Here is a 25421-nt window from a genome sequence, read left to right on the forward strand (position 1 = left end):
CCCGCGACCGGCGCCGACGGCCGCATCGTGCTGCCGGAGGTCTTCACCGACGCGGACCTCGCCCCGGGTACCTACCAGCTGCGCCTGGCCACCCCGGACGGCGTGATCCTGATCCTCGACATCGAGATCACGGCCCCGGCCCCGGCCGCCACCCCCAAGTAGCCCAACGCGGCGGCCCGGACCCGCACGGGTCCGGGCCGTAGGGCGCCTCTGGGCCCGCACCGTGCACACGGTGCGGGCCCAGAGGCGCATCTGCGTCCCCTCCCGCCCAGGGCCTCCCGCCCCGGGAGGAAAAGGCAGGAGCCCTGCCGCTCTGCTCGCGCAGAGGGGACAGGGCTCCTTGGGTACTGCTTTCCAACCCGCGACGAGGTTGGCCCAGGCGACTAGGCCGGGGTGACGTTCTCCGCCTGCGGGCCCTTCGGACCCTGCGTGACGTCGAAGTTCACCGTCTGGTTCTCCTCGAGGGAGCGGAAGCCAGAGGCGTTGATCGCGGAGTAGTGGACGAAGACATCCGGGCCGCCGCCGTCCTGGGCGATGAAGCCGAAGCCCTTTTCAGCGTTGAACCACTTCACGGTTCCGGTAGCCATGAGCCCTCCTATGGGCCAAAGGGTCGCCCTGCTCCAGAACCTGCTAAGAAGTCTGAAAACTACAAAAGCCTGCGGGTCACATTCTCCGCAGGCCTCGTACTGCAAGGGAAACCAAACTGCAACTTGCGTCGAGCGTAGCACGCACCCTGCGGCCGAGACCAGAGGGAAAGATCACGTCACTCGGACGTTTGAGACCCGCCTCAAGGCTGACGCAGACCGGGGGACTAGTCTCGCGATGTGGACGTCTACCGCAGCCGGCCCCGCGTCGGCCACATTCAGTTCCTGAACTGCCTGCCCCTCTACTGGGGGCTCGCCAGAACCGGCACGCTGCTGGACCTGGAGCTGACCAAGGACACCCCCGAGAAGCTGAGCCGGCGACTGGTCGAGGGGGAGCTGGACATCGCCCCGATCACCCTCGTCGAATTCCTCCGCAACGCCGACCGCCTCGTCGCCTTCCCCGACCTCGCGGTCGGCTGCGACGGCCCGGTGATGTCCTGCGTGATCGTTTCGCAGGTCCCCCTGGAGCAGCTCGACGGAGCCCGCGTCGCCCTCGGCTCGACCTCCCGTACGTCCGTACGTCTGGCCCAGCTGCTGCTCTCCGAGCAGTACGGAGTGCGGCCCGACTACTACACCTGCCCGCCCGACCTGGGCGTGATGATGCAGGAGGCCGACGCCGCCGTGCTGATCGGCGACGCCGCGCTGCGCGCCTCGCTGCACGACGCGCCCCGGCTGGGGCTGACCGTCCACGACCTGGGGCACATGTGGAAGGAGTGGACCGGGCTGCCGTTCGTCTTCGCCGTCTGGGCCGCCCGCAAGGACTACCTCGCCCGGGAGCCCGCCGTCGTACAGAAGGTCCACGAGGCCTTCCTCGCCTCCCGCGACCTCTCCCTCCAGGAGGTCACCAAGGTCGCCGAGCAGGCGGCCCGCTGGGAGTCCTTCGACGCGGAGCTGCTGGAGCGGTACTTCACCACGCTCGACTTCCGCTTCGGCCCCGACCAGCTCGCAGGGGTACGGGAATTCGCCCGCCGAACCGGACCGACGACGGGGTATCCGGCGGACGTCTCGGTGGAGCTGCTGGGCGCAGTGGTTCAGGAGTGCTGATCGGGTTTACCGCCGGGTGGATCGGAAGCGCCCGACAGGTGAATGCCCGGTTTCCCGGGAATTCCCGCTTTCCGCATTTCTCCACCGTGCGGGGGAAATGCAAAAGGTGACGCCGCACCCCCGCCCCGGCCCGCACCCCCTAGGCTGCTGCTCGGCCGGATGCCACAAGGTGCCCGGCACGACGGGGAATTGGGGGCGCGATGCATCCGCTGGAAGCCGGTGAGCCGCGGACCATCGGCGCGTACCGGTTGCTCGGCCGGCTCGGCGCGGGTGGCATGGGCCGGGTCTACCTGGGGCGCAGCGCCGGCGGGCGGACCGTCGCCGTCAAGATCGTGCACCCGCACTTCGCCTCCGACCAGGAGTTCCGGGCCCGCTTCCGCCGCGAGGTCGACGCGGCCCGGCGGGTCGGCGGCGAGTGGACCGCGCCGGTCCTCGACGCCGACCCGGAGGCCCCGGTCCCGTGGGTGGCCACCGGCTACGTGGCGGGCCCCTCCCTGGACCGCGCCCTCGCCGCGCACGGTCCGCTCCCCGAGCCGGCGGTACGGGCGGTCGGCGCGGGGCTCGCCCGCGCCCTGGTGGCCGTGCACGGACTCGGCCTCGTCCACCGGGACGTGAAGCCGTCGAACGTGATGCTCACCCTCGACGGGCCCCGCCTGATCGACTTCGGGATCGCGCGGGCCACCGACGGAACCGCCTCGCTCACCTCCACCGGTGTCTCGGTCGGCTCGCCCGGTTACATGGCGCCCGAGCAGATCCTCGGCAAGGGGGTCACCGGGGCCGCCGACGTGTTCTCGCTCGGCGCGGTCCTGGCCTTCGCGGCGACCGGCCGGCCCCCGTTCACCGGGGACAACTCCGCCACCCTCCTCTACAAGGTGGTCCACGAGCCGCCCGAGCTGGGCGAGCTCCCGGCCGGCGAGCTGCGCGACCTGATCGAGGCCTGCCTGGCCAAGCAGGCCGCCGACCGGCCCGCCCCGGAGGCCGTCGCCGCCGCCTTCGCCGACGCGCTCGACGCCCCCGGCCGGCTGCCCGCACCCCTCGTCGAGGAGGCCAGCCGGGCCGCGGTGGCCTGCTCGACCTCGACGCCGATCCGGCCGGTCCCGACGAGGGCGGGCCGGGGCCTGCCGCGCCCGCCCCGGAGGCCGCCTCGGGCCCGGTCCCCTTCACCGCCGGGGCGTACACCCCCGCCGGCGGCGGCTTCGGCGCTCCCGACCCCTCGTACGGCGGCCAGGGCTCGTACGGCGGGCCGGGCGGCCCGTACGGCAGCCGGGGCGCGGGCTCCCCGTACGCCGCCGGGGCCGCGGGCCCCTACGGCACTCCCGCCGCGACCGCAGGCGGCGGCCCGGCCGGTACCGCCAGCGGCGCGTTGCCGCAGCCGCGGACCGCGTCCGACGGGCGGCAGGTCTCCCTCAGCGCCGCGGGCCGCCGCTTCAGCTGCACCCTGGTGCTGGCCGCGGCGGCCGTCCTCGCCCTGCTGTCGGGCGGGATCTACTTCCTGGACCTGCTGCCGGGCGGCGGCGGGCGGGACCTGGCCGACGCCGGCGGGCGGCCCTCCGCCTCCTCGCCCGCCCCGGGCGCCTCGGCCCCGTCGGCGGCGGCCAGCGGCGCGGGTTCCGCGGCGCCGTCCGGGAGCCGTACCGATGTCCCCGAGAAGCTCGTCGGTACGTGGAAGGGGACGGTCACCACCGCCCGCGCCGGGCTCTCCTCGGAGTTCGAGATCACCATCAGGGCCGGCAAGGTCGGTGAGGTGGTCGCCCGGGACAAGTCGGTCCTCCCGCTGCTCGGAACGGACTGCAGCGGGGACTGGAGGCTGGCCTCCGCCACCGACCGCTCCCTGGTCCTGGACACGTCGGGCGGCCCCAACCCGGCACCAGGGGTGTGCTCCAACGGGTCCGCCGACGAGCGCTTCAGCCTGAACGCCAACGGGACCCTGCACTACAAGTCGGGTGACAGCGCGGCCGGGAACCCCGAGGGAGACCTCACCCGAAGCCCCTGAAAACCCCCGCCAGGTGCTGGCGTAGGCTGGATCGGTCCGGACCCTGACACAGACACACCGCCGAAAGGTGACTCCCGGTGACCGACCAGGCCGTTCTCCAGTCTGTCCTCGACCGCGCCGCCGCGGGGGGCCGGATCACCAAGGAAGAGGCGCTCGACCTCTACCGCCACGCGCCGCTGCACGCGCTCGGCCAGGCCGCCGACGCGGTGCGCCGCCGCCGCTACGCCGGCACCGAGCACATCGCGACGTACATCATCGAGCGGAACATCAACTACACGAACGTGTGCGTCACGGCGTGCAAGTTCTGCGCCTTCTACGCGGCCCCCAAGGACACGAAGAAGGGGTGGTCCCGCGACCTCGACGACATCCTGCGCCGCTGCGCGGAGACCGTCGAGCTGGGCGGCACGCAGATCATGTTCCAGGGCGGCCACCACCCGGACTACGGCGTCGAGTACTACGAGCACCACTTCTCCGCCATCAAGAAGGACTTCCCGCAGCTGGTCATCCACTCCCTCGGCGCGTCCGAGGTCGAGCACATGGCCCGCATCTCCGGCGTCTCGGCGGAGGAGGCCATCCGGCGCATCCACGCCGCCGGCCTCGACTCCTTCGCGGGCGCCGGCGCCGAACTGCTGCCGGCCCGGCCGCGCAAGGCGATCGCCCCGCTCAAGGAGTCCGGCGAGCGCTGGCTGGAGATCATGGAGATCGCCCACAAGCTGGGCGTGGAGTCCACCTCCACCATGCTGATGGGCACCGGCGAGACCAACGCCGAGCGCATCGAGCACATCGCGATGATCCGGGACACGCAGGACCGCACCGGCGGCTTCCGCGCCTTCATCCCGTACACGTACCAGCCCGAGAACAACCACCTCAAGGGCCGCACCCAGGCGACGATCTTCGAGTACCTGCGGATGATCGCCATCGCCCGCCTGTTCCTCGACAACATCGCCCACATCCAGGGCTCCTGGCTGACCGTCGGCAAGGAGGCGGGCCAGCTGTCGCTGCACTACGGCGCGGACGACCTCGGCTCGATCATGCTGGAGGAGAACGTCGTCTCCTCGGCCGGCGCCAAGCACCGCTCCAACCGCCAGGAGATCATCGACCTGATCCGCAAGGCGGGCCGCACCCCGGCACAGCGCGCGACGACGTACGAACACCTGCTGGTGCACGAGGACCCGGCGAACGACCCGGCCGACGACCGCGTCGTCTCCCACATCTCCTCCACCGCCATCGAGGGCGGTACCGCGCACCCCGAGCTGAAGCTCATCTCCGCGAACTGACGCGTCCGACACGATGCTGACGCTGCACGCCGCGGAACTCCTCGTGACCGGAGCGGGGTCGGCGCCGCTCCAGGGCGGTGCGGTCCTCGTCGAGGGGGACCGGATCGCCCACGTGGGCCCGTACGAGGAGCTCGGCGCGGCCCATTCGCACGCGCGGGTCCGCCGCTGGCCGGGGGTGCTCACCCCGGGACTGCTGGTGCGCGGGGCGGACGAGCTGCTGGAGCGGACGTACTACCCGGACGACCCGTACGAGGTCACGGAGCTCGGCGCCGACCCGATCAGCGGCGAGGAGGCCCTGCAGGCCCTGAAGATGACCGAGTCGCGGTGGGGCCACAGCGCCCGGCGCGGCACGCAGCGGCTGCTGGCCCGCGGGGCGGTGGCGGTGTGCGGGCGCTTCACCGTGGCGGCGGTGCGCACGGCGGTGTCCCGGTCGGGGCTGACGATCCTGCCGCCGGCACCCTACGAGGGGCGGCCCTGCCTGGATCCGCTCGCGGGCCGGGAGTCTGCGGCGGAGGCCTTCCACGGGGTGCTGGAGCCGGGTGCCGCGGCGCGCTTCGCGGTGTTCGCGGTGGCGGACGAGGCCGAGCTGCTGGCGCGGGGCGCGACGACGTGCGTGGCCACGGTCATCGGGGGCAGGCTGCTGCACCGTCGTCGCTGAGCCCGGCGTCCCCGCGCCCGGCCCCGCCGGGAGGGGGTGCGGCCGCGGCGACGGACCGGCCGCCCTCCCGGGCGAGGGCGGCCAGCAGGCAGGCCTGGAGGCGGCTGATCCCGCCGAGCTTGGCGCGTATGTTCACGACGTGGAACTTGACGGTGCTGACGGACAGTCGGAGTTCGTCGGCCAGCTCCCGGTTGGATGCGCCGGTGGCCAGGCACAGGAACACGGCGGACTCCTGCTCGGTCAGCAGGGCCTCGGACGCCGGGTCGCCGTGCGGCGGCCCGCCCGGCTCCTCGTACGAGGGGAACCAGGTGGGGACGCTGAAGCTGACGACGCGCACGGTTTCCCACTCCTCGACGACCCCCGGGCGGCCCTTCGGCGGGCGCCCTCCGACCTAGAGGACGGACGGACCGGACAGGTAGGTTCCCTTCGCGTCGTACGGCCAGGCGTTGGATGTGCATCCGCCCAGGCCCTTGATCTGCTGCATCATCGCCGGAGCGGGTTTTCCGGGGCCGGGGCAGCCCTCGTGCCCGCGCCCCAGTTCGTGCCCGACCTCGTGGTTGACGATCAGCGCCCGGTACTCCTCCACGGTGCCGCTGAACTGCGGCGAACCCTCCTTCCAGCGCTTGAGGTTCACCACCACGGTGTGGCCCACGCGGCAGTTGGTCTCGCCGATGAGCTCGGGGGTGACCACGTCGCACAGGAGGTCGGTGGTCCTGGGCGTCGCGATCTTGACGGTGAAGTCCACCGGCTGGCCGGGCCCCACGAGCTGGAAGCCGTACTGCGGGTCCCTGGTCCAGCCGCGCGGGTCGCCGAGGATCGCCTCGACGGAACGGGCGGCCGCCTCCGGGTCGATGCCGCTGCCCTCCTCGACCTCCAGCCGCCAGCGCCGGGTCGTCCCCTTGCCCTGCGCCCCGCCCGAGGCGGACGAGCCGGTGAAGGTGCCCGGCTTGCCGGGCGTCGCGGGCGCGCCGGTGGACGGCGAGGGCGGGGCCGAGGGCTGCTGCGAGGGGGCGGCGGGGGACTTCGCGGCCTCGGGGGACTTCGCGCCGCCCTGCGGGAGCGGGTTGCCCGCGTCGTCGGTGCCCTCCCCCTTCGGGGCGTCGGGGCGGGCGGCGGTGCGGCCCTTGGCCGCGGTGGTGGTCTCGTCCTCGGGCAGCAGCGCGTAGGCGGTCGCCGAGACGGCGACCAGTGCCGCCGAGCCGAGGAGGATCGTGCGCCGCAGCCGCCTGCGCCGTTCGGCGCGGCGCCTGGCGCGCGGGCCGTCACGGCGGGGACGACCGGTGGAATGGCCTGCCGGCATCGTGAAGCTTCCTGTTCGCGGCGGCCACTGCCGGACCCGCCCACGGTTTGCGGTCCTGATCCGGTGGGTGACCCTCACCGGGCCGCACCCTGGCAGTCAACGCGCATGCGACGTCGCAGCGTAACTGTCCTTCGGAACAGTTCTACGGTCGGGTACGCGACCGGCACGGCGCGGTACGGCCGAGCCCGCGCCCTGCGGCCCGGCGCGGCCTGAGAGGATGGGGCCGTACCCGCCGATTCCGCATCGCAACACGAGGGGCGAACGCCAGTGACAAGGGCCTCCCTGGACAAGCAGCCGCACGAAGTCGCCTCCATGTTCGACAGGGTCGCGGCGAACTACGACCTGACCAACGACGTGCTCTCCCTCGGCCAGGACCGGGTGTGGCGCAAGGAGGTCGCCAAGGCGGTCGGCGCGCGCCCCGGGCAGAAGGTCCTCGACCTGGCGGCCGGTACGGCGACCTCGTCACTGCCGTTCGCCGCGACCGGCGCGTACGTCGTCCCGTGCGACTTCTCCCTGGGCATGCTCAGGGAGGGCAAGAAGAGGAACGCGTGGCTGCCGCTGACCGCCGGTGACGCGACGCGGCTGCCGTTCAAGGACGACGTCTTCGACACCGTGACGATCTCCTTCGGCCTGCGCAACGTCCAGGACACCGATGCGGCCCTGCGCGAGCTGTACCGGGTGACGAAGCCGGGCGGGCAGGTCGTGATCTGCGAGTTCTCGCAGCCCACCTGGGCGCCCTTCCGGACGGTCTACACCGAGTACCTGATGCGGGCGCTGCCGCCCGTCGCCCGCGCGGTGTCGTCCAACCCCGACGCGTACGTGTACCTGGCCGAGTCCATCCGCGCGTGGCCCGACCAGCCCGCGCTGGCCGCCCTGCTGCAGAAGGCCGGCTGGTCCAAGGTCGCCTGGCGCAACCTCAGCGGCGGCATCGTGGCGCTGCACAGAGGCACCAAGGACTGACCGCCGTGCCCGACATCGCGCCCACGGACTACGGGCCCCTGCTGGAGCGGATCGCCGCCGACGTCGCCCCGCTGCTGGGCAGCGGCACGCCCGCCGAGTACATCCCGGCGCTGGCGGCCGTGGACCCGCGGCAGTTCGGGATGGCGGTCGCCGACCTCGACGGCAACGTCTTCGGGGTGGGGGACTGGCAGGTGCCCTTCTCCGCCCAGTCGATCACCAAGGTCTTCGCGCTCGCCCTGGCGCTGGCCGGGGGCGGCGACAGCCTGTGGGAGCGGGTCGGCCGGGAGCCTTCGGGCAACCCGTTCAACTCGCTCGTACAGCTGGAGCACGAGAACGGAATCCCGCGCAACCCCTTCATCAACGCGGGCGCCCTCGTGGTCACCGACCGGCTCCAGACCCTGACGGGCGACGCGAGCAGCGAGGTGCTGGAGTTCCTGCGGCAGGAGAGCGAGAACCCGGACCTGGGCTTCGACGCCGACGTCGCCGCCTCCGAGCAGGAGCACGGCGACCGCAATGCCGCCGTCGCCCACTTCATGGCCTCGTACGGCAATATCGACAACCCGGTGCCGGCGCTGCTGGAGCACTACTTCTGGCAGTGCTCCATCGAGACCAGCTGCGCCGACCTGGCGCGAGCCGGACGCTTCCTGGCCCGGCACGGGCTGCGCGCGGACGGCTCGCGGCTGCTGACGCGCAGCGAGGCCAAGCAGGTCAACGCGGTGATGATGACCTGCGGGACGTACGACGCGGCGGGCGAGTTCGCCTACCGCGTCGGGCTGCCCGGCAAGAGCGGGGTGGGCGGCGGGATCGTCGCCGTCGTCCCGGGCCGGTGCTCGCTCGCAGTGTGGAGCCCCGGCCTGGACGCCCGGGGCAACTCGGTGGCGGGCGTAGCGGCACTGGACCGCTTCACGACCCTGACGGGCCTGTCCGTGTTCTGACCCCCGCAGCGCCGGTCAACGGGGCCCGGGGAGGTCGCTCAGGTCCAGGGCGTAGCGGCGGGCCGGGTTCCCCCCGGGGGTGGTGAACTCCTCGGCCAGGGTCATCCCGAGCCGCTCCGCCACCGCCACGGAACGTGCGTTGCCGGCGTGGATCATCGCCACCACCCGCGGGATGCCGGCCCGGCGGACCCGCTCCAGGGTGGCCAGCGCCGCGGCGTAGGCGTAGCCGTGGCCCCAGGCCGCCCGGCCGAGCCGCCAGCCGATCTCGATCTCGCCGACCGGGCCCCACTCCTTGTCCACCGGCCACGGCTGCGCGCCGGTGAAGCCGATCACTTCACCGTCGCCGTCCAGCAGCGTCCACAGGCACAGTCCGAGCTGTGCGTCGTGCATGCGCTGGCGCGCGGTGAACTCCTCGTACTCCGACAGCTCGGCGGGGCCGCCGAGGAACTCCATGACGTCGGCGTCGTTGAAGACGCGGTGCCAGGCGTGCGCGTCCTCGTCGGTGGGCACGCGCAGCCGCACCGCGGGGAGCGGCGGCCGGGTCGGCGAAGTCGTCATGGGGGCAGCCCTTCGGGTCGCGATCTCTCTCGCTGCATAGACTGCACGTGTCCGGTGCCGTTGGGCACCCTTTATCGAGCCTTCGGGAGACCCCGCAGTGACCGAGCTCCTCTCCGAACACTCCGCGGACGTGATCGTCGTCGGGGCCGGGCCTGCCGGCTCGACCACCGCCTACTACCTCGCCAAGGCCGGATTGGACGTCCTGCTGCTGGAGAAGACGGCGTTCCCGCGCGAGAAGGTGTGCGGCGACGGCCTGACCCCGCGCGCCACCAAGCAGCTGGTGGCGATGGGCATCGACATCTCCGAGGAGGCCGGCTGGCTCCGCAACAAGGGCCTGCGGATCATCGGCGGCGGCCAGCGGCTCCAGCTGGACTGGCCGGAACTCGCCTCCTTCCCGGAGTACGGACTCGTCCGCAAGCGCGACGACTTCGACGAGATCCTCGCCCGCCAGGCGCAGAAGGCCGGCGCCCGGCTGCACGAGCGCTGCAACGTCGGCGAGCCCGTGCGGGACGCCCGTACGGGCCGCATCACGGGCGTGCAGGCGAAGCTCGGTGAGGAGAAGACGCCGGTCACCTTCCACGCCCCGCTGGTCGTCGCGGCCGACGGCAACTCCTCCCGGCTGTCGCTGGCGATGGGCCTGCACCGGCGCGAGGACCGCCCGATGGGCGTCGCGGTGCGCACGTACTTCACCTCGCCGCGGCACGACGACGACTATCTGGAGTCCTGGCTGGAGCTGTGGGACCGGCGCGGTCCGCAGGACCGGCTGCTGCCGGGCTACGGCTGGATCTTCGGCATGGGCGACGGCACCTCCAACGTCGGCCTGGGCATCCTCAACTCCTCCTCCGCCTTCAAGGAGCTGGACTGGCGCGAGGTCCTCAAGGCCTGGTGCGCCTCGATGCCGAAGGACTGGGGCTACACCCCGGAGAACATGACGCAGCCGATCCGCGGCGCGGCCCTGCCGATGGCCTTCAACCGGCAGCCGCACTACACCAAGGGCCTGCTGCTGGTCGGCGACGCGGGCGGCCTCGTCAACCCGTTCAACGGCGAGGGCATCGCCTACGCCATGGAGTCCGGCCGGATCGCGGCGGACGTGATCGTGCAGGCGCAGGCCCGGGCCACCCCGGCGCAGCGCGAGCTGGCGCTGCACAACTACCCGAAGGTGCTCAAGGAGACCTACGGCGGTTACTACACGCTCGGCCGCGCCTTCGTGAAGCTGATCGGCAACCCGAAGGTCATGAAGGTCGCCACGCAGCGCGGCCTGACCCATCCGCTGCTGATGAAGTTCACGCTGAAGATGCTGGCCAACCTGACCGACCCGGCGGGCGGCGACGCGATGGACCGCATCATCAACGGCCTGTCGAAGGTGGCCCCGAAGGCCTGACGCGGCCGGCTCACGAGGGGCGGCGGTCCCGGGCCTCCCGGCCCTCCGGGTCGGGGCCGCCGTGCACGGTGCGCACGCACCGGGCCAGCAGGACCAGGCCGCACACCAGCAGGGCGCCCGAGACCGTCCAGCCGGCCGCCAGGAGGAGCGCGTGCCCCTGCTTCTGCCACGGGCGCGCAGTGTTCAGCAGCAGGCCCCCGGCGGCGAGGAGCCCGAGCCCGAGGGCGGCCCGGACCGCGGTCGGGTCGCCGGCCTCGTGGTGCTCGTACGGCTGTGTGCCCACGGGACCACCACCTCCAGGGTCTGCACGTTCAGCGCCTTCACGGCCATCTTCGCAGGGCGCCCCGGGTCCGCAGGACCCGCCCGCAGGATCCGCCCGCAGGACGGACGCGACGGGCAACGGCCGCAGGGCCGGTACTCCACCCCCGAGCGGGGGAGTACCGGCCCTGCGGCCGTCGGATGCGCCGGGGCCCGAGCGGGGGCCCGGGGGCGGGCTCAGAGGACGCGGACGGCGCCCGTGGGCCTGTCGTAGCTCAGGCTGCGCTCGACGATGCCGGTGCTGGGGTTCTGCGCGCCGACGAACTTGCCGCCGCCCACGTAGATGGCGACGTGGTACGCGCTGCCCTTGGAGCCCCAGTACAGGATGTCGCCCGGCTGGAGGGCGTTGAGGGACACGGAGGTGCCGGCCGAGGACTGCGCCTGGGACATGCGCGGCAGAGAGATGCCGGCCTGGCGGTAGGCGGCCTGGACGAGCCCGGAGCAGTCGAAGGAGGACGGGCCGGTGCCGCCCATGACGTAGGCCTTGCCGACCTGCGCCCGCGCGAAGTTGACGATGGCGGCGGCGGAGCCGGTGGCGGGGGCCGTCACGGTGCCGGTGCCCTGGGGGGCCTTGGCGGAGGTCGAGGTGCTCTTGAGCGAGGTGCGGTCGGAGTCGCGGGTGGCGCGCTCGGCCTCGGCCTTGCGGTCCGCCTCCTCCTTCGCCTTCTTCTCGGCGGCCTTCTGGGCCGCTTCCTTGGCCTGCTTCGCCTCGGCGGCGGCGCCGGTGCGGGCGCTCTCCTCCTGGGCGGTCAGTTCGCCTTCCACGGCGGCCAGACGGGTGTTCTCGGCGGCCGTGGTGACGGCGGAGGAGACGTCGGCCGCCAGGTCCAGGCTCAGGACCGGCATTTCGAGCGTCGTCTCGGCCACGGGCTCGGTCGGGGACGCGCTCGCGGTGCCGGCCATGGCCAGGGTGCTGAGGACGCCACCGGCAACTCCGGCGCGGACCGCGAGCTTCGAGGCGCTGCGGCGGGGCTTCCGGTGGCTGGGTATGTGAGCGGTGTGGGACATGAGAACAACCGCTATCAGGGCGTCAGGGTTGTCTTCAAGAAACGTGGGGTGCGCCACAGTTGCGCGCGAAGCACGCGAACCGGGCGCGTCCCGCGTCTTATTGACGCCGTAACGGGCGAAACGGACACGCCCTCACAAGGCTGTGATCATGGGGTTTCAGTATTAAGTCCGAATTGATCCGCGGACTACCATCCCTCCGCACAGATGGCCAAGCCCGCTTTCGGAACGCCGGATTCAGAGTGGCGCAGGTCACAGTCGGATCACGCCATGCGGACGCTGTGGCCGGTCCGTGACCTTCCTGTGAAGCGGCCCGGGGCGGCTCGTGAACGGATGCACGCAGTCGGGGGCCCCGGCGCCCGGCCGCACCCCCGCCCGACCCCGCGTCCACCTCCGTACGCGCGGCCTCCCCCGACCGGGCGACGCGGATCCTCATAGCACCGGCGGCGCCTTCAGGCCAATTTGCCTGCACCGGCCACCGTTTGATAGGGCGGTCCGCCCTGGACCTGCAACAACGGGCTCGAATGTCACCTTTGGTGATCATGCGGATGCTTCGCGTATGAAGATCACCACTCATCGGGCTTCATGATCGTTCGTCAGGTGGTGGAGATCACAAACTCGGTGTTGTTACCCGTGTCGCAGATCACAGACGAGCAGGCATAAGATGCGCACCAGTCCGGCTTGTGAACTGCCTCACATGTGCACGATCTTCGCGAGGCGGGGCACGCGGCGCCGGCAGCGGTCCAACGGTCAAGGACGACTGGAAGGAGCGAGGAGCGTGAATGCGTACGCGCCCATCCTCGTGCTCGGCGCCCTCGGCGCAGGGTTTGCGATCTTCTCCGTGGTCATGGCCACGCTGATCGGTCCAAAAAGGTACAACCGGGCGAAGCTCGAAGCCTATGAATGCGGCATCGAGCCGACGCCGATGCCGGCCGGCGGCGGTCGCTTCCCCATCAAGTACTACCTGACGGCGATGCTCTTCATCGTCTTCGACATCGAGGTTGTCTTCCTCTACCCCTGGGCCGTCACCTTCGACGCCCTGGGGATCTTCGGGCTCGTCGAGATGCTGCTCTTCGTGCTCACCGTCTTCGTCGCCTACGCCTACGTATGGCGCCGCGGCGGCCTGGAATGGGACTGAGGGGCTGAATTTCCCATGGGACTGGAAGAGAAGCTGCCGAGCGGCTTCCTGCTGACCACCGTCGAACAGGCCGCGGGATGGGTGCGCAAGTCGTCCGTCTTCCCGGCGACCTTCGGCCTCGCCTGCTGCGCGATCGAGATGATGACGACCGGAGCGGGCCGGTACGACCTGGCCCGCTTCGGCATGGAGGTCTTCCGCGGGTCCCCGCGCCAGGCCGACCTCATGATCGTGGCCGGGCGGGTCAGCCAGAAGATGGCGCCGGTGCTGCGCCAGGTGTACGACCAGATGCCCGCTCCCAAATGGGTCATCTCCATGGGGGTCTGTGCATCGTCGGGCGGAATGTTCAACAACTACGCGATCGTCCAGGGCGTCGACCACATCGTCCCGGTGGACATCTACCTCCCCGGCTGCCCGCCCCGCCCCGAGATGCTGATGGACGCGATCCTCAAGCTCCACCAGAAGATCCAGGGCGGAAAGCTCGGCGTGAACCGGGAGGAAGCGGCCCGCGAGGCGGAGGCGGCGGCCCTCAAGGCGCTCCCCACCATCGAGATGAAGGGGCTGCTCCGGTGAGCGAGACCCAAGAGCCGCACGACGGCACCCACGCCCCCGACGCCGGCGGCGGCCTGCCCGCACCGCGCGCCCAGGGCCCGGAGGTCATCGGCGTCCGCAAGGGCATGTTCGGCGCGGCGAACGGCGGCGACACCAGCGGCTACGGCGGCCTCGTCCGAACGGTGGCCCTGCCCGGCGCGAGCGCCCGGCCGTACGGCTCCTACTTCGACGAGGTGGCCGACGAGCTGGAAGGCGCCCTGGAGGAACAGGACCTGGTCCCGGAGAACGCCATCGAGAAGACGGTGGTCGACCGGGGCGAGCTCACCTTCCACATCGCCCGCGAGCACCTCGTCCGGGTGGCGCGCACCCTGCGCGACGACCCCGCGCTGCGCTTCGAGCTGTGCACCGGGGTCTCCGGCGTCCACTTCCCCGGGGACAAGGGCCGCGAGCTGCACGCCGTCTACCACCTGCGCTCGCTGACCCACGGCCGGATCGTGCGGCTGGAGGTGTCCGTCCCGGACGCCGACCCGCACCTGCCGTCGCTGGTCGCGGTGTACCCGACCAACGACTGGCACGAGCGCGAGGCGTACGACTTCTTCGGCCTGGTCTTCGACGGGCACCCGGCCCTCACCCGGATCATGATGCCGGACGACTGGCAGGGCTTCCCGCAGCGCAAGGACTACCCGCTCGGCGGCATCCCCGTCGAGTACAAGGGCGCCCAGATCCCGGCTCCCGACCAGCGGAGGTCGTACAGCTGATGTCCACGTCCAACCACTCCTCCGCCCGCGAGACGACCGAGGGCACCGTCTACACCGTCACCGGCGGCGACTGGGACGAGATCGTCCAGTCGGCGGCCAAGGCCGACGACGAGCGGATCGTCGTCAACATGGGTCCCCAGCACCCGTCCACCCACGGCGTGCTCCGGCTGATCCTGGAGATCGACGGCGAGACGGTCACCGAGGCCCGCTGCGGCATCGGCTACCTCCACACCGGAATCGAGAAGAACCTCGAATTCCGCAACTGGACGCAGGGCACCACCTTCGTCACGCGCATGGACTACCTGACGCCGTTCTTCAACGAGACGGCGTACTGCCTCGGCGTCGAGAAGCTCCTCGGCATCACCGACCAGATCCCGGACCGCGCCACCGTCGTCCGCGTCCTGCTGATGGAGCTCAACCGGCTCTCCTCGCACCTGGTGTGCATCGCCACCGGCGGCATGGAGCTGGGCGCGACCACGATCATGATCTACGGGTTCCGCGACCGCGAGCTGATCCTCGACCTCTACGAGCTGATCACCGGGCTGCGCATGAACCACGCGTTCATCCGCCCCGGCGGCCTCGCGCAGGACCTGCCCCCGGGTGCCGTCGACCAGCTGCGCGAGTTCGTCAAGACCATGAAGAAGAACCTGCCGGAGTACGACAAGCTCGCCACCGGCAACCCCATCTTCAAGGCCCGCATGCAGGACGTCGGCTACCTCGACCTCTCCGGCTGCCTGGCACTCGGCGCCACCGGCCCCGTCCTGCGCTCCGCCGGCCTGCCGCACGACCTGCGCAAGTCGGACCCGTACTGCGGCTACGAGACCTACGAGTTCGACGTGCCGACCACCGAGACCTGCGACTCCTACGGGCGGTTCCTGATCCGCCTGGAGGAGATGCGCCAGTCGCTGCGGATCGTCGAGCAGTGCCTGGAGCGGCTGGAGCCCGGCCCGGTCATGGTCGCCGACAAGAAGATCGCCTGGCCGGCCCAGCTGGCCATGGGCCCCGACGGCCTCGGCAACTCGCTCGACCACATCAGGAACATCATGGGCACCTCCATGGAGGCCCTCATCCACCACTTCAAGCTGGTGACCGAGGGCTTCCGGGTACCGGCCGGGCAGGCGTACACGGCCGTCGAGTCGCCCAAGGGCGAGCTCGGCGTCCACGTCGTCTCCGACGGCGGGACCCGCCCCTACCGGGTCCACTACCGCGACCCGTCCTTCACCAACCTCCAGGCCATGGCAGCGATGTGCGAGGGCGGCCAGGTCGCCGACGTCATCGTCGCCGTCGCCTCCATCGACCCCGTGATGGGAGGCGTCGACCGATGACCGCCAGTCCTCAGAACCGAGGGGTCTCGCTGGGCATGCCCCAGCTGCCCGCCCCCGACTTCCCGGCGGAGGTCCGCACACGCCTCGAAGCGGACGCCAAGGAGATCATCGCCCGCTACCCCGACAGCCGCTCCGCGCTGCTGCCGCTGCTGCACCTGTGCCAATCGCAGGAGGGCCACGTCTCCAAGACCGGCATCCGCTTCTGCGCCGAGGTGCTCGGCCTGACCACGGCCGAGGTCACGGCCGTCGCCACCTTCTACACCATGTACCGGCGCAAGCCGTCCGGCGACTACCAGGTCGGCGTCTGCACCAACACCCTGTGCGCGGTCATGGGCGGCGACGCCATCTTCGAGGAGCTCAAGGAGCACCTCGGGGTCGGCAACAACGAGACCACCCCCGACGGCAAGGTCACCCTCGAACACATCGAGTGCAACGCGGCCTGCGACTACGCCCCCGTGGTGATGGTCAACTGGGAGTTCTTCGACAACCAGACCCCCGAGTCCGCCAAGGCCCTGGTCGACGACCTGCTGGCCGGCCGGGAGGTCTCGCCGACCCGGGGCGCGCCGCTGTGCACGTACAAGGAGACCGCCCGGATCCTGGCCGGCTTCCCGGACGAGCGCGCCGGCGCGGTCGAGGCCACCGGCGGCGCCGGCCCCGCCTCCCTGATCGGCCTGCGCATCGCGCGCGGCGAGTCCCCGCACGCCCCGATCGTCCACCCGCGCGGCGAGAGCACCACCGAGGGAGGGGAGTGATGTCCGTGTCGACTGAGCTGAGCAAGAACGGCACCAGCCCGGAGAAGCTCCTCGCCCCCGTCCTGTCGGCGTTCTGGGACGAACCCGAATCGTGGACGCTGGAGACCTACCGGCGCCACGGCGGCTACGAGGGCCTGCGCAAAGCCCTGGCGATGACGCCGGACGAAGTGATCGCCTACGTGAAGGACTCGGGTCTGCGCGGCCGTGGCGGTGCGGGCTTCCCCACCGGCATGAAGTGGCAGTTCATCCCGCAGGGCGACGGAAAGCCGCACTACCTCGTCGTGAACGCGGACGAGTCCGAGCCGGGGACCTGCAAGGACATCCCCCTCCTCTTCGCCAACCCGCACTCCCTCATCGAGGGAATGATCATCGCCTGCTACGCGATCCGCTCGCAGCACGCCTTCATCTACCTGCGCGGCGAGGTCGTGCCGGTGCTGCGGCGCCTGCACGAGGCGGTGCGCGAGGCGTACGAGGCCGGATACCTCGGCAAGGCGGACCATCGTGACAGGAGCGGCCTGGGCAGCGGCCTCGACCTCGACATCACGGTGCACGCGGGCGCGGGCGCGTACATCTGCGGCGAGGAGACGGCGCTGCTCGACTCCCTCGAAGGCCGGCGCGGCCAGCCCCGGCTGCGTCCCCCCTTCCCTGCCGTCGAGGGGCTCTACGCGTGCCCCACTGTCGTCAACAACGTCGAGTCCATCGCCTCGGTTCCCGCGATCATGAACAGGGGCAAGGACTGGTTCAAGTCGATGGGGACCGAGAAGTCCCCCGGCTTCACGCTGTACTCGCTCTCCGGGCACGTCGCCGGGCCCGGCCAGTACGAGGCCCCGCTCGGCATCACCCTGCGCCAGCTCCTGGACATGAGCGGCGGCATGCGGCCCGGGCACCGGCTGAAGTTCTGGACCCCGGGCGGCTCCTCCACCCCGATGTTCACCGACGAGCACCTCGACGTCCCGCTGGACTACGAGGGCGTCGGCGCCGCCGGCTCGATGCTCGGCACCAAGGCCCTCCAGTGCTTCGACGAGACCACCTGCGTGGTGCGGGCCGTCACCCGGTGGACCGAGTTCTACGCACACGAGTCCTGCGGCAAGTGCACGCCCTGCCGCGAAGGCACCTACTGGCTGGTCCAGCTGCTCCGCGACATCGAGGCCGGCAAGGGCGTCATGTCCGACCTCGACAAGCTCAACGACATCGCCGACAACATCAACGGCAAGTCCTTCTGCGCCCTCGGCGACGGCGCGGCCAGCCCGATCTTCTCCTCGCTCAAGTACTTCCGCGAGGAGTACGAGCAGCACATCACGGGCAAGGGCTGCCCCTTCGACCCCAGGAAGTCGACCCTCTGGGCCGACACGGAGGTGAACGCATGACCGTCACCACTACGGCCGCCTCCGGGGGAGAAGCCGCCGTCCCGCCGGAGGACCTGGTCTCGCTCACCATCGACGGCGTCGAACTGTCGGTGCCCAAGGGCACCCTCGTCATCCGCGCCGCCGAACAGCTCGGCATCGAGATCCCCCGCTTCTGCGACCACCCCCTCCTTCCCCCGGCCGGTGCCTGCCGCCAGTGCATCGTCGAGGTCGAGGGCCAGCGCAAGCCGATGGCCTCCTGCACCATCACCTGCACCGACGGCATGGTCGTCAAGACGCAGCTCACCTCCGAGGTCGCCGACAAGGCCCAGCGCGGGGTGATGGAGCTGCTGCTCATCAACCACCCGCTGGACTGCCCGGTCTGCGACAAGGGCGGCGAGTGCCCGCTGCAGAACCAGGCGATGTCGCACGGCAACGCCGAATCCCGCTTCGAGGGCCGCAAGCGGACCTACGAGAAGCCCGTCCCGATCTCCACCCAGGTCCTGCTGGACCGGGAGCGGTGCGTGCTGTGCGCCCGCTGCACCCGCTTCTCCAACGAGATCGCCGGCGACCCGATGATCGAGCTGTTGGAACGCGGCGCGCTCCAGCAGGTCGGCACCGGTGAGGACGACCCCTTCGAGTCGTACTTCTCCGGCAACACCATCCAGATCTGCCCGGTCGGCGCCCTCACCTCGGCCGCGTACCGGTTCCGCTCCCGCCCCTTCGACCTCGTCTCCTCCCCGAGCGTGTGCGAGCACTGCGCGGGCGGCTGCGCGACCCGTACCGACCACCGGCGCGGAAAGGTGCTGCGGCGGCTCGCCGCCGAGGACCCCGAGGTCAACGAGGAGTGGGTCTGCGACAAGGGCCGCTTCGCGTTCCGCTACGCACAGCGCCCGGACCGGCTGACCACCCCGCTGGTGCGCAGCGCCGCCGGGGTGCTGGAACCGGCGAGCTGGCCCGAGGCCCTGGAGGCCGCGGCGAACGGACTCGCCGCCGCGCGCGGCCGGGCCGGGGTGCTGACCGGCGGACGGCTCACCGTCGAGGACGCGTACGCCTACGCCAAGTTCGCCCGCGTGGTGCTCGACACCAACGACATCGACTTCCGGGCCCGCGTGCACAGCGCGGAGGAGGCCGACTTCCTGGCCGCCACCGTCGCCGGCACCGGCAAGGACCTCGACGGCGACGGCATCACCTACGCCTCGCTGGAGGCGGCGCCCGCGGTGCTGCTCGCCGGCATCGAGGCCGAGGAGGAGGCCCCCGGGGTCTTCCTGCGGCTGCGCAAGGCCCACCGCAGGTTCAAGCAGCGGACCTTCGCCCTCGCGCCCTTCGCCACACGGGGACTGGAGAAGGCCGGCGGCACCCTGCTCGCGGCCGCTCCCGGCACCGAGCCGGACTGGCTCGACGCCCTGTCCTCGCGGACCGGCCTGGAGGCGGGCGGCGCAGACGCCGCCGAGGCCCTCCGCCGGCCCGGCGCCGTCATCGTCGTCGGAGAGCGCCTCGCCGGCGTGCCCGGCGCGCTGACCGCCGCCGTCCGGACGGCCGCCGCGACCGGTGCGAAGCTGGTGTGGATCCCGCGCCGGGCCGGGGAGCGGGCGGCCGTCGAGGCCGGTGCGCTGCCGTCCCTGCTGCCGGGCGGTCGTCCGGCGACCGACCCGCGTGCCCGCGACGAGGTCGCCACCGCCTGGGGCCTGGACGAACTCCCGCACCGCTACGGCCGCGACACCGGCCAGATCGTCGAGGCGGCCGCGACCCGGGAGCTGTCCGCGCTGCTCGTCGCGGGCGTCGAGGTCGCCGACCTGCCGGACCCGGCCCGCGCCCGGACCGCCCTGGAGGAGGCCTTCGTGGTCTCCCTGGAGCTGCGGCCCAGCGAGGTCACCGACCATGCGGACGTGGTCCTGCCGGTCGCCGCGGTCGCGGAGAAGGCGGGTGCGTTCATCAACTGGGAGGGCCGGGTCAGGCCGTTCGAGGCCGCCCTCAAGCCCGACCAGATGACCCGCAGGCTGGCCCCGGCCGACGCCCGCGTGCTGCACATGCTGGCGGACGCCGCCGACCGGCCGATCGCGCTGCCCGACGTGCACGCCGTACGCCGGGAGCTGGAGCGGCTCGGCCCCTGGGAGGGACCGCTCGCCACCGAGCAGTCCACCCGGCCCGTGCCGCTGCCCCGGCCGGGCGTCGGCGAGGCGGTCCTCGCGGGCCACCGGCTCCTCCTCGACCAGGGCCTGCTCCAGGAGGGCGACGAGGCCCTGGCCGGCACCCGGCACGAGGCGAGCGCCCGGCTGTCGGCCGCCACGGCCGCCGAGACGGGCGTCAAGGACGGCGACGTCCTCGCGGTCACCGGCCCCGCCGGCACCGTGGAGCTCCCGCTCCGGATCACCGAGATGCCCGACCGCGTCGTCTGGCTCCCGCTGAACTCCACCGGCTCCGGCGTCCTCGCCGACGCCGGAGCCCGCCCGGGCACCCTCGTACGCATCGGCCCGGCGACGTCGGCCGGCGCAGGCGACACCACTGCGGAGGTGGGCGCGTGAACACCGTGCAACTCGCTGCCGAGGACCTGTCCCTCTTCGGACGGGACGTCTGGTGGCTCGTCGTCGTCAAGGCGGTGTTCTGCTTCGCCTTCCTGATGGTGACGGTGCTCTTCTCCATCGTGTGGGAGCGCAAGGTCGTCGCCTGGATGCAGCTGCGCATCGGCCCCAACCGGCACGGCCCCTGGGGCATGCTCCAGTCGCTCGCCGACGGCGTGAAGCTGATGCTCAAGGAAGACATCGTCGTCAAACGGGCCGACAAGGTCGTCTACGTCCTGGCCCCGATCATCGCCGCGATCCCCGCCTTCATGGCCATCGCCGTGATCCCCTTCGGCCCCGCCGGCAGCGAGGTCTCGATCTTCGGCCAGCGCACCTCGATGCAGCTGACCGACCTGCCCATCGCGATGCTCTACATCCTCGCGGTGGCCTCGGTCGGCATCTACGGCATCGTCCTCGCCGGCTGGTCCTCCGGCTCGACCTACCCGCTCCTCGGCGGCCTCCGCTCCTGCGCGCAGATGATCTCCTACGAGATCGCGATGGGCGCGGCCTTCGCCTCGGTCTTCCTCTACTCCGGGTCGATGTCGACCTCGGCGATCGTGGAGGCGCAGCAGGACCGCTGGTTCATCGTGCTGCTGCCGGTGTCCTTCATCATCTACGTCGTCACGATGGTCGGCGAGACGAACCGCGCCCCCTTCGACATGCCGGAGTCGGAGGGCGACCTGGTCGGCGGCTTCAACACCGAGTACTCGTCCATCAAGTTCGCGCTGTTCATGCTCGCCGAGTACGTCAACATGGTCACCGTCTCGGCGGTCTCGGTCACGCTGTTCCTCGGCGGCTGGCGGGCCCCGTACCCGATCAGCTCCTTCTGGGAGGGCGCGAACCACGGCTGGTGGCCGCTGCTCTGGTTCGTCCTGAAGGTGCAGCTGCTGCTCTTCTTCTTCATCTGGCTGCGCGGAACGCTGCCGCGCGTGCGCTACGACCAGCTGATGAAGCTCGGCTGGAAGGTCCTGATCCCGGTCTCGGTGGTGTGGCTGATGATGGTCGCCACCGTCCGGGCCCTGCGCAACGAGGCGTACGAGATCGGCGACATCGCCCTCTACGTCGGCGGCGCCGTCGTGGCGATCCTGCTGCTCTCCCTCGTCGCGGACGTCTTCCGCGACCGGCGCGAGAAGGCCGCGGCCACGAAGGCCGCCGGGACCGCCGAGCCCTTCGACCCGCTGGCGGGCGGGTTCCCCGTACCGCCCAAGCCCGGCCAGCACCTGGCCCCCGTACCGCGCAGGCGGCCCCGCGGCGAGCGGGAGCTGATCGTCAGTGGCGGCGCCAACACCAGTGACCGAGAGGAGGGTGCTGAGAATGTCTGACGAGAAGTGGCAGAACCCGGTGGCCGGCTTCGGCGTGACCTTCAAGGCCATGTTCAAGAAGCGCCTCACCGAGCAGTACCCGGAGCAGCAGAAGACGACCGCCCCCCGCTTCCACGGACGGCACCAGCTCAACCGGCACCCCGACGGTCTGGAGAAGTGCATCGGGTGCGAACTGTGCGCCTGGGCCTGTCCCGCCGACGCCATCTACGTGGAGGGCGCGGACAACACCGAGGAGGAGCGCTACTCCCCGGGTGAGCGCTACGGCCGGGTCTACCAGATCAACTACGCCCGCTGCATCCTGTGCGGACTGTGCGTCGAGGCGTGCCCGACCCGGGCGCTGACCATGACGAACGAGTTCGAACTGGCCGACGCCAGCCGCGAGTCGCTCATCTACACCAAGGAGCAGCTGCTCGCCGGACTGACCGAGGGCATGGTCGAGGCCCCGCACTCGATCTTCCCGGGCACCGACGAGCAGGACTACTACCGGGGGCTGGTGACGGGCGCCGCCCCGGGCACGGTCCGGCAGGTGGCCGTCTCCAAGGGTGAGGAGCCGGCCGATGCCGCCGGCGGCACCGCGGCGGAGGTGGGGGCATGAACGCCGTCGCCGCGACCGCCACCTCCGGCGGTGAGGCCGTGCAGTTCTGGATCCTCGGCACGGTCGCCGTCATCGGCGCGCTGGCCACGATCCTGATGAAGAAGGCCGTGCACAGCGCACTCAGCCTCGCCGGGACGATGATCATCCTGGCCGTCTTCTACCTCGCCAACGGGGCGTACTTCCTGGGCGTCGTCCAGGTCATCGTCTACACCGGCGCGATCATGATGCTCTTCCTCTTCGTGGTCATGCTCGTCGGTGTCACCGCCGCCGACTCCCTGAAGGAGACCATCAAGGGGCAGCGCTGGCTGGCCCTGCTGTGCGGACTCGGCTTCGGGATCCTGCTGTTCGCCGGGATCGGCCACGCCGGGCTGAGCCGGTTCAACGGGCTCGGCCGGATCAACTCCGCCGGGCACGTCGAGGGTCTGGCGCAGCTGATCTTCACCAAGTACGTCTTCGCCTTCGAGATCACCGGCGCGCTGCTGATCACCGCGGCCGTCGGCGCGATGGTGCTCACCCACCGCGAGCGCACCGAACGGGCCGCGACCCAGCGCGAGCTGGCCGAGCGCCGCGTGCGCGAGGGCGGACAGCTCCCGCCGCTGCCCGCGCCCGGCGTCTACGCCCGGCACAACGCGGTGGACGTCCCCGGCCTGCTGCCGGACGGCACCCCGTCCGAGCTGACCGTCAGCAAGACGCTGCGGGCCCGCGGCCAGGTCCGCGACGTCTCCGGCGAGGCGCTCGACGACCTCAAGGCGCTGGAGCAGCGTTCCGCGGAGCGCCTCGGCCGTGAGGAGGCCTCGAAGTGAATCCGGTCAACTACCTGTACCTGGCGGCGCTGCTGTTCACGATCGGCGCCACCGGAGTACTGATCCGCAGGAACGCGATCGTGCTGTTCATGTGCGTCGAGCTGATGCTCAACGCCTGCAACCTCGCCTTCGTCGCGTTCTCCCGGATGCACGGCAACCTCGACGGCCAGATCGTCGCCTTCTTCACGATGGTCGTCGCCGCCGCGGAGGTCGTGGTCGGCCTGGCGATCATCGTGTCGCTGTTCCGTACCCGCCACTCGGCCTCGGTCGACGACGCCAGCCTGATGAAGCTGTAAGGGGTCGCTGTGGAGAACCTGATTGCGCTGCTGATCGCGGCGCCCCTGCTCGGAGCGGCGGTGCTGCTCTGCGGCGGCCGGCGCCTCGACAAGACCGGCCACTGGCTCGGCACCCTGCTCGCGGCCGTCTCCTTCGGCATCGGCGTCGTGCTCTTCGCCGACATGCTGGGGCGCAGCGCCGACGACCGGACGCTGACGCAGAACCTGTTCACCTGGATCCCCGTCGAGGGGTTCCAGGCGGACATGGCCTTCCAGCTCGACCAGCTGTCGATGACCTTCGTCCTGCTGATCTCGGGCGTCGGCACGCTGATCCACGTGTACTCGATCGGGTACATGGAGCACGACGAGCGCCGCCGCCGCTTCTTCGGCTACCTGAACCTGTTCGTCGCGGCCATGCTGCTGCTGGTCCTCGCCGACAACTACCTGCTGCTGTACTTCGGCTGGGAGGGCGTGGGCCTCGCCTCGTACCTGCTGATCGGCTTCTGGCAGCACAAGCCCAGCGCGGCCACGGCCGCGAAGAAGGCCTTCCTGGTCAACCGCGTCGGCGACATGGGCCTGTCGGTCGCCATCATGCTGATGTTCACCACCTTCGGGACCTTCGCCTTCGAGCCGGTGCTCGGCGCGGTGGGGGAGACCTCCGAGGGCACGCTCACCGCCATCGGCCTGATGCTGCTCCTGGCCGCCTGCGGCAAGTCGGCGCAGGTGCCGCTGCAGTCCTGGCTCGGGGACGCGATGGAGGGTCCGACCCCGGTCTCGGCCCTGATCCACGCGGCCACCATGGTGACCGCCGGCGTCTACCTGATCGTCCGCTCCGCCGCCATCTTCAACGGGGCGCCGGACGCCCAGCTGGTCACCACCGTCGTGGGCGCGGTCACGCTCCTCTTCGGTGCGATCGTCGGTTGCGCGAAGGACGACATCAAGAAGGCCCTGGCCGGCTCCACGATGTCGCAGATCGGCTACATGATCCTCGCGGCGGGCCTCGGCCCGATCGGCTACGTCTTCGCGATCATGCACCTGGTGACGCACGGCTTCTTCAAGGCCGGCCTCTTCCTCGGCGCCGGGTCCGTGATGCACGGGATGAACGACGAGGTCGACATGCGCAAGTACGGGGGCCTGCGCACGTACATGCCGGTCACCTTCGTCACCTTCGGCCTCGGCTACCTGGCGATCATCGGCTTCCCCGGCCTGTCCGGCTTCTTCTCCAAGGACATGATCATCGAGGCGGCGTTCGCGAAGGGCGGCACCGAGGGCTGGATCCTCGGCGGCGTCACCCTGCTGGGCGCCGGCATCACCGCCTTCTACATGACCCGCGTCATGCTCCTCACCTTCTTCGGCGAGAAGCGCTGGCAGCCCGACGCGCACGGCCACGCGCCGCACCCGCACGAGTCCCCGAAGTCCATGACGATCCCGATGGTCGTCCTCGCCCTCGGCTCGGTCCTCGCCGGCGCCTTCTTCCAGATCGGCGAGCGCTTCCTGAAGTGGCTGGAGCCCGTCACCGGCTACGCGCACGGCAACCCGCCCGTCAGCGCCATGACGGTGACCGCGGCCACCATGGTGATGCTCCTCGCCGGCGTCGGCATCGCCTGGGCCATGTACGGCAAGCGGCCCGTCCCGGTCGTCGCCCCGCGCGGCTCCCTCCTCACCCGGGCCGCCCGCCGCGACCTGTACCAGGACGACTTCAACCACGTCGTGCTGGTGCGCGGCGGGGAGCACCTGACCCGCTCCCTCGTGTACCTCGACCACAGCCTGGTCGACGGGGTGGTCAACGGGACGGCCGCCTCGGTCGGCGGTCTCTCGGGCCGGCTGCGCAAGCTGCAGAACGGCTACGCCCGCAGCTACGCGGTCTCGATGTTCGGGGGCACGGCGATCCTCATCGCCGCGACCCTGCTGATGAGGGCGGTGTGAC

At 71.3% G+C, this 25421-nt stretch carries 24 protein-coding genes and 1 pseudogene; 19 read left to right on the forward strand and 6 right to left on the reverse strand.

The window, feature by feature from the left end:
* Positions 1-383: 383 nt before the first annotated feature.
* Positions 384-587 (reverse strand): cold-shock protein, encoded by a 204-nt coding sequence (locus IF89_RS0127255; protein WP_030012116.1) that lies wholly within the window; start codon positions 585-587, stop codon positions 384-386.
* A gap of 237 nt (positions 588-824) precedes the next feature.
* On the opposite strand from IF89_RS0127255, the gene IF89_RS0127260 reads away from it, so the two are divergent.
* The 4 genes and pseudogenes from IF89_RS0127260 (at position 825) to IF89_RS0127275 (ending at position 5616) form a co-directional block, all read left to right on the forward strand.
* Positions 825-1688 carry a menaquinone biosynthetic enzyme MqnA/MqnD family protein gene (locus IF89_RS0127260; RefSeq protein WP_030773518.1) on the forward strand — a complete coding sequence of 288 codons (864 nt, stop codon included), beginning with the start codon at positions 825-827 and terminating at the stop codon, positions 1686-1688.
* A gap of 200 nt (positions 1689-1888) precedes the next feature.
* Positions 1889-3681 (forward strand): annotated as a pseudogene (locus IF89_RS38330) (serine/threonine-protein kinase).
* A 77-nt stretch (positions 3682-3758) separates the two neighbouring features.
* Positions 3759-4958, forward strand: coding sequence for a cyclic dehypoxanthinyl futalosine synthase (mqnC, locus tag IF89_RS0127270; protein ID WP_030773522.1), 1200 nt, complete (start codon positions 3759-3761; stop codon positions 4956-4958).
* A gap of 13 nt (positions 4959-4971) precedes the next feature.
* Complete coding sequence (locus IF89_RS0127275) at positions 4972-5616, forward strand: imidazolonepropionase-like domain-containing protein (RefSeq protein ID WP_030773525.1); 645 nt, start codon at positions 4972-4974, stop codon at positions 5614-5616.
* Here the strand turns inward: IF89_RS0127275 and IF89_RS0127280 are convergent.
* Positions 5582-5953 (reverse strand): response regulator transcription factor, encoded by a 372-nt coding sequence (locus IF89_RS0127280; protein WP_030773528.1) that lies wholly within the window; start codon positions 5951-5953, stop codon positions 5582-5584. The two genes, IF89_RS0127275 and IF89_RS0127280, sit on opposite strands and share 35 nt — an antisense overlap.
* Positions 5954-6007: 54 nt before the next feature.
* Positions 6008-6916 carry a DUF3152 domain-containing protein gene (locus IF89_RS0127285; protein WP_030773530.1) on the reverse strand — a complete coding sequence of 303 codons (909 nt, stop codon included), beginning with the start codon at positions 6914-6916 and terminating at the stop codon, positions 6008-6010.
* Positions 6917-7183: 267 nt separating this feature from the next.
* Between IF89_RS0127285 and IF89_RS0127290 the strand changes: the two genes are divergently transcribed.
* The gene (locus IF89_RS0127290; protein ID WP_030773533.1) at positions 7184-7876 is read left to right on the forward strand and encodes a demethylmenaquinone methyltransferase; all 693 of its coding nucleotides are present in this window, start codon (positions 7184-7186) and stop codon (positions 7874-7876) included.
* Between the two features lie 38 nt (positions 7877-7914).
* Positions 7915-8811: a glutaminase gene (locus tag IF89_RS0127295; protein ID WP_420706972.1), complete on the forward strand. Its 897-nt coding sequence runs from the start codon at positions 7915-7917 to the stop codon at positions 8809-8811.
* Positions 8812-8826: 15 nt separating this feature from the next.
* On the opposite strand, the gene IF89_RS0127300 is transcribed toward IF89_RS0127295, so the two are convergent.
* Entirely contained in the window at positions 8827-9369 is a 543-nt protein-coding gene (locus IF89_RS0127300) for a GNAT family N-acetyltransferase (protein WP_030773539.1), read from the reverse strand.
* Positions 9370-9466: 97 nt separating this feature from the next.
* On the opposite strand from IF89_RS0127300, the gene IF89_RS0127305 reads away from it, so the two are divergent.
* Complete coding sequence (locus IF89_RS0127305) at positions 9467-10750, forward strand: geranylgeranyl reductase family protein (protein WP_030773541.1); 1284 nt, start codon at positions 9467-9469, stop codon at positions 10748-10750.
* 10 nt (positions 10751-10760) lie between these two features.
* Here the strand turns inward: IF89_RS0127305 and IF89_RS0127310 are convergent, their stop codons facing one another.
* Positions 10761-11033, reverse strand: a complete 273-nt coding sequence (locus tag IF89_RS0127310; protein WP_030773543.1) for a hypothetical protein — start codon at positions 11031-11033, stop codon at positions 10761-10763.
* 212 nt (positions 11034-11245) lie between these two features.
* Positions 11246-12076 carry a C40 family peptidase gene (locus IF89_RS0127315; RefSeq protein ID WP_030773546.1) on the reverse strand — a complete coding sequence of 277 codons (831 nt, stop codon included), beginning with the start codon at positions 12074-12076 and terminating at the stop codon, positions 11246-11248.
* Between the two features lie 775 nt (positions 12077-12851).
* Between IF89_RS0127315 and IF89_RS0127320 the strand changes: the two genes are divergently transcribed.
* From IF89_RS0127320 to nuoL, 12 genes are read left to right on the forward strand one after another with little or no spacing between them, the layout of a single operon-like run.
* The gene (locus tag IF89_RS0127320; RefSeq protein ID WP_030773548.1) at positions 12852-13211 is read left to right on the forward strand and encodes an NADH-quinone oxidoreductase subunit A; all 360 of its coding nucleotides are present in this window, start codon (positions 12852-12854) and stop codon (positions 13209-13211) included.
* A gap of 15 nt (positions 13212-13226) precedes the next feature.
* Positions 13227-13781: a NuoB/complex I 20 kDa subunit family protein gene (locus IF89_RS0127325; RefSeq protein WP_030028258.1), complete on the forward strand. Its 555-nt coding sequence runs from the start codon at positions 13227-13229 to the stop codon at positions 13779-13781.
* A complete protein-coding gene (locus IF89_RS0127330) occupies positions 13778-14518 on the forward strand; it encodes an NADH-quinone oxidoreductase subunit C (RefSeq protein WP_051807705.1) in 741 nt (246 codons plus the stop codon). Before IF89_RS0127325 ends, IF89_RS0127330 begins: the two co-directional genes overlap by 4 nt.
* On the forward strand, positions 14518-15843 hold the full coding sequence (locus IF89_RS0127335) for an NADH-quinone oxidoreductase subunit D (RefSeq protein WP_030773552.1): 1326 nt from the start codon (positions 14518-14520) through the stop codon (positions 15841-15843). Before IF89_RS0127330 ends, IF89_RS0127335 begins: the two co-directional genes overlap by 1 nt.
* The gene (gene nuoE / locus IF89_RS0127340; RefSeq protein ID WP_030773555.1) at positions 15840-16595 is read left to right on the forward strand and encodes an NADH-quinone oxidoreductase subunit NuoE; all 756 of its coding nucleotides are present in this window, start codon (positions 15840-15842) and stop codon (positions 16593-16595) included. The genes IF89_RS0127335 and nuoE overlap by 4 nt, the downstream gene beginning before the upstream one ends.
* Positions 16595-17962 carry an NADH-quinone oxidoreductase subunit NuoF gene (gene nuoF, locus IF89_RS0127345; RefSeq protein ID WP_030773558.1) on the forward strand — a complete coding sequence of 456 codons (1368 nt, stop codon included), beginning with the start codon at positions 16595-16597 and terminating at the stop codon, positions 17960-17962. Before nuoE ends, nuoF begins: the two co-directional genes overlap by 1 nt.
* A complete protein-coding gene (locus tag IF89_RS0127350) occupies positions 17959-20463 on the forward strand; it encodes an NADH-quinone oxidoreductase subunit G (RefSeq protein ID WP_030773561.1) in 2505 nt (834 codons plus the stop codon). The genes nuoF and IF89_RS0127350 overlap by 4 nt, the downstream gene beginning before the upstream one ends.
* Positions 20460-21821 (forward strand): NADH-quinone oxidoreductase subunit NuoH, encoded by a 1362-nt coding sequence (gene nuoH, locus IF89_RS0127355; protein WP_030773563.1) that lies wholly within the window; start codon positions 20460-20462, stop codon positions 21819-21821. Before IF89_RS0127350 ends, nuoH begins: the two co-directional genes overlap by 4 nt.
* Positions 21814-22416 (forward strand): NADH-quinone oxidoreductase subunit NuoI, encoded by a 603-nt coding sequence (nuoI, locus tag IF89_RS0127360; protein ID WP_030773567.1) that lies wholly within the window; start codon positions 21814-21816, stop codon positions 22414-22416. Before nuoH ends, nuoI begins: the two co-directional genes overlap by 8 nt.
* Positions 22413-23219, forward strand: a complete 807-nt coding sequence (locus IF89_RS0127365) for an NADH-quinone oxidoreductase subunit J (RefSeq protein WP_030773571.1) — start codon at positions 22413-22415, stop codon at positions 23217-23219. Before nuoI ends, IF89_RS0127365 begins: the two co-directional genes overlap by 4 nt.
* The gene (nuoK, locus tag IF89_RS0127370; RefSeq protein WP_030773573.1) at positions 23216-23515 is read left to right on the forward strand and encodes an NADH-quinone oxidoreductase subunit NuoK; all 300 of its coding nucleotides are present in this window, start codon (positions 23216-23218) and stop codon (positions 23513-23515) included. The genes IF89_RS0127365 and nuoK overlap by 4 nt, the downstream gene beginning before the upstream one ends.
* 9 nt (positions 23516-23524) lie before the next feature.
* Positions 23525-25420 (forward strand): NADH-quinone oxidoreductase subunit L, encoded by a 1896-nt coding sequence (gene nuoL, locus IF89_RS0127375; RefSeq protein WP_030773587.1) that lies wholly within the window; start codon positions 23525-23527, stop codon positions 25418-25420.
* Position 25421: the final 1 nt, after the last annotated feature.

Origin of the sequence: Streptomyces sp. NRRL F-2664, assembly GCF_000719345.1 — a bacterium.
In the GTDB taxonomy this organism is placed as follows: domain Bacteria; phylum Actinomycetota; class Actinomycetes; order Streptomycetales; family Streptomycetaceae; genus Streptomyces.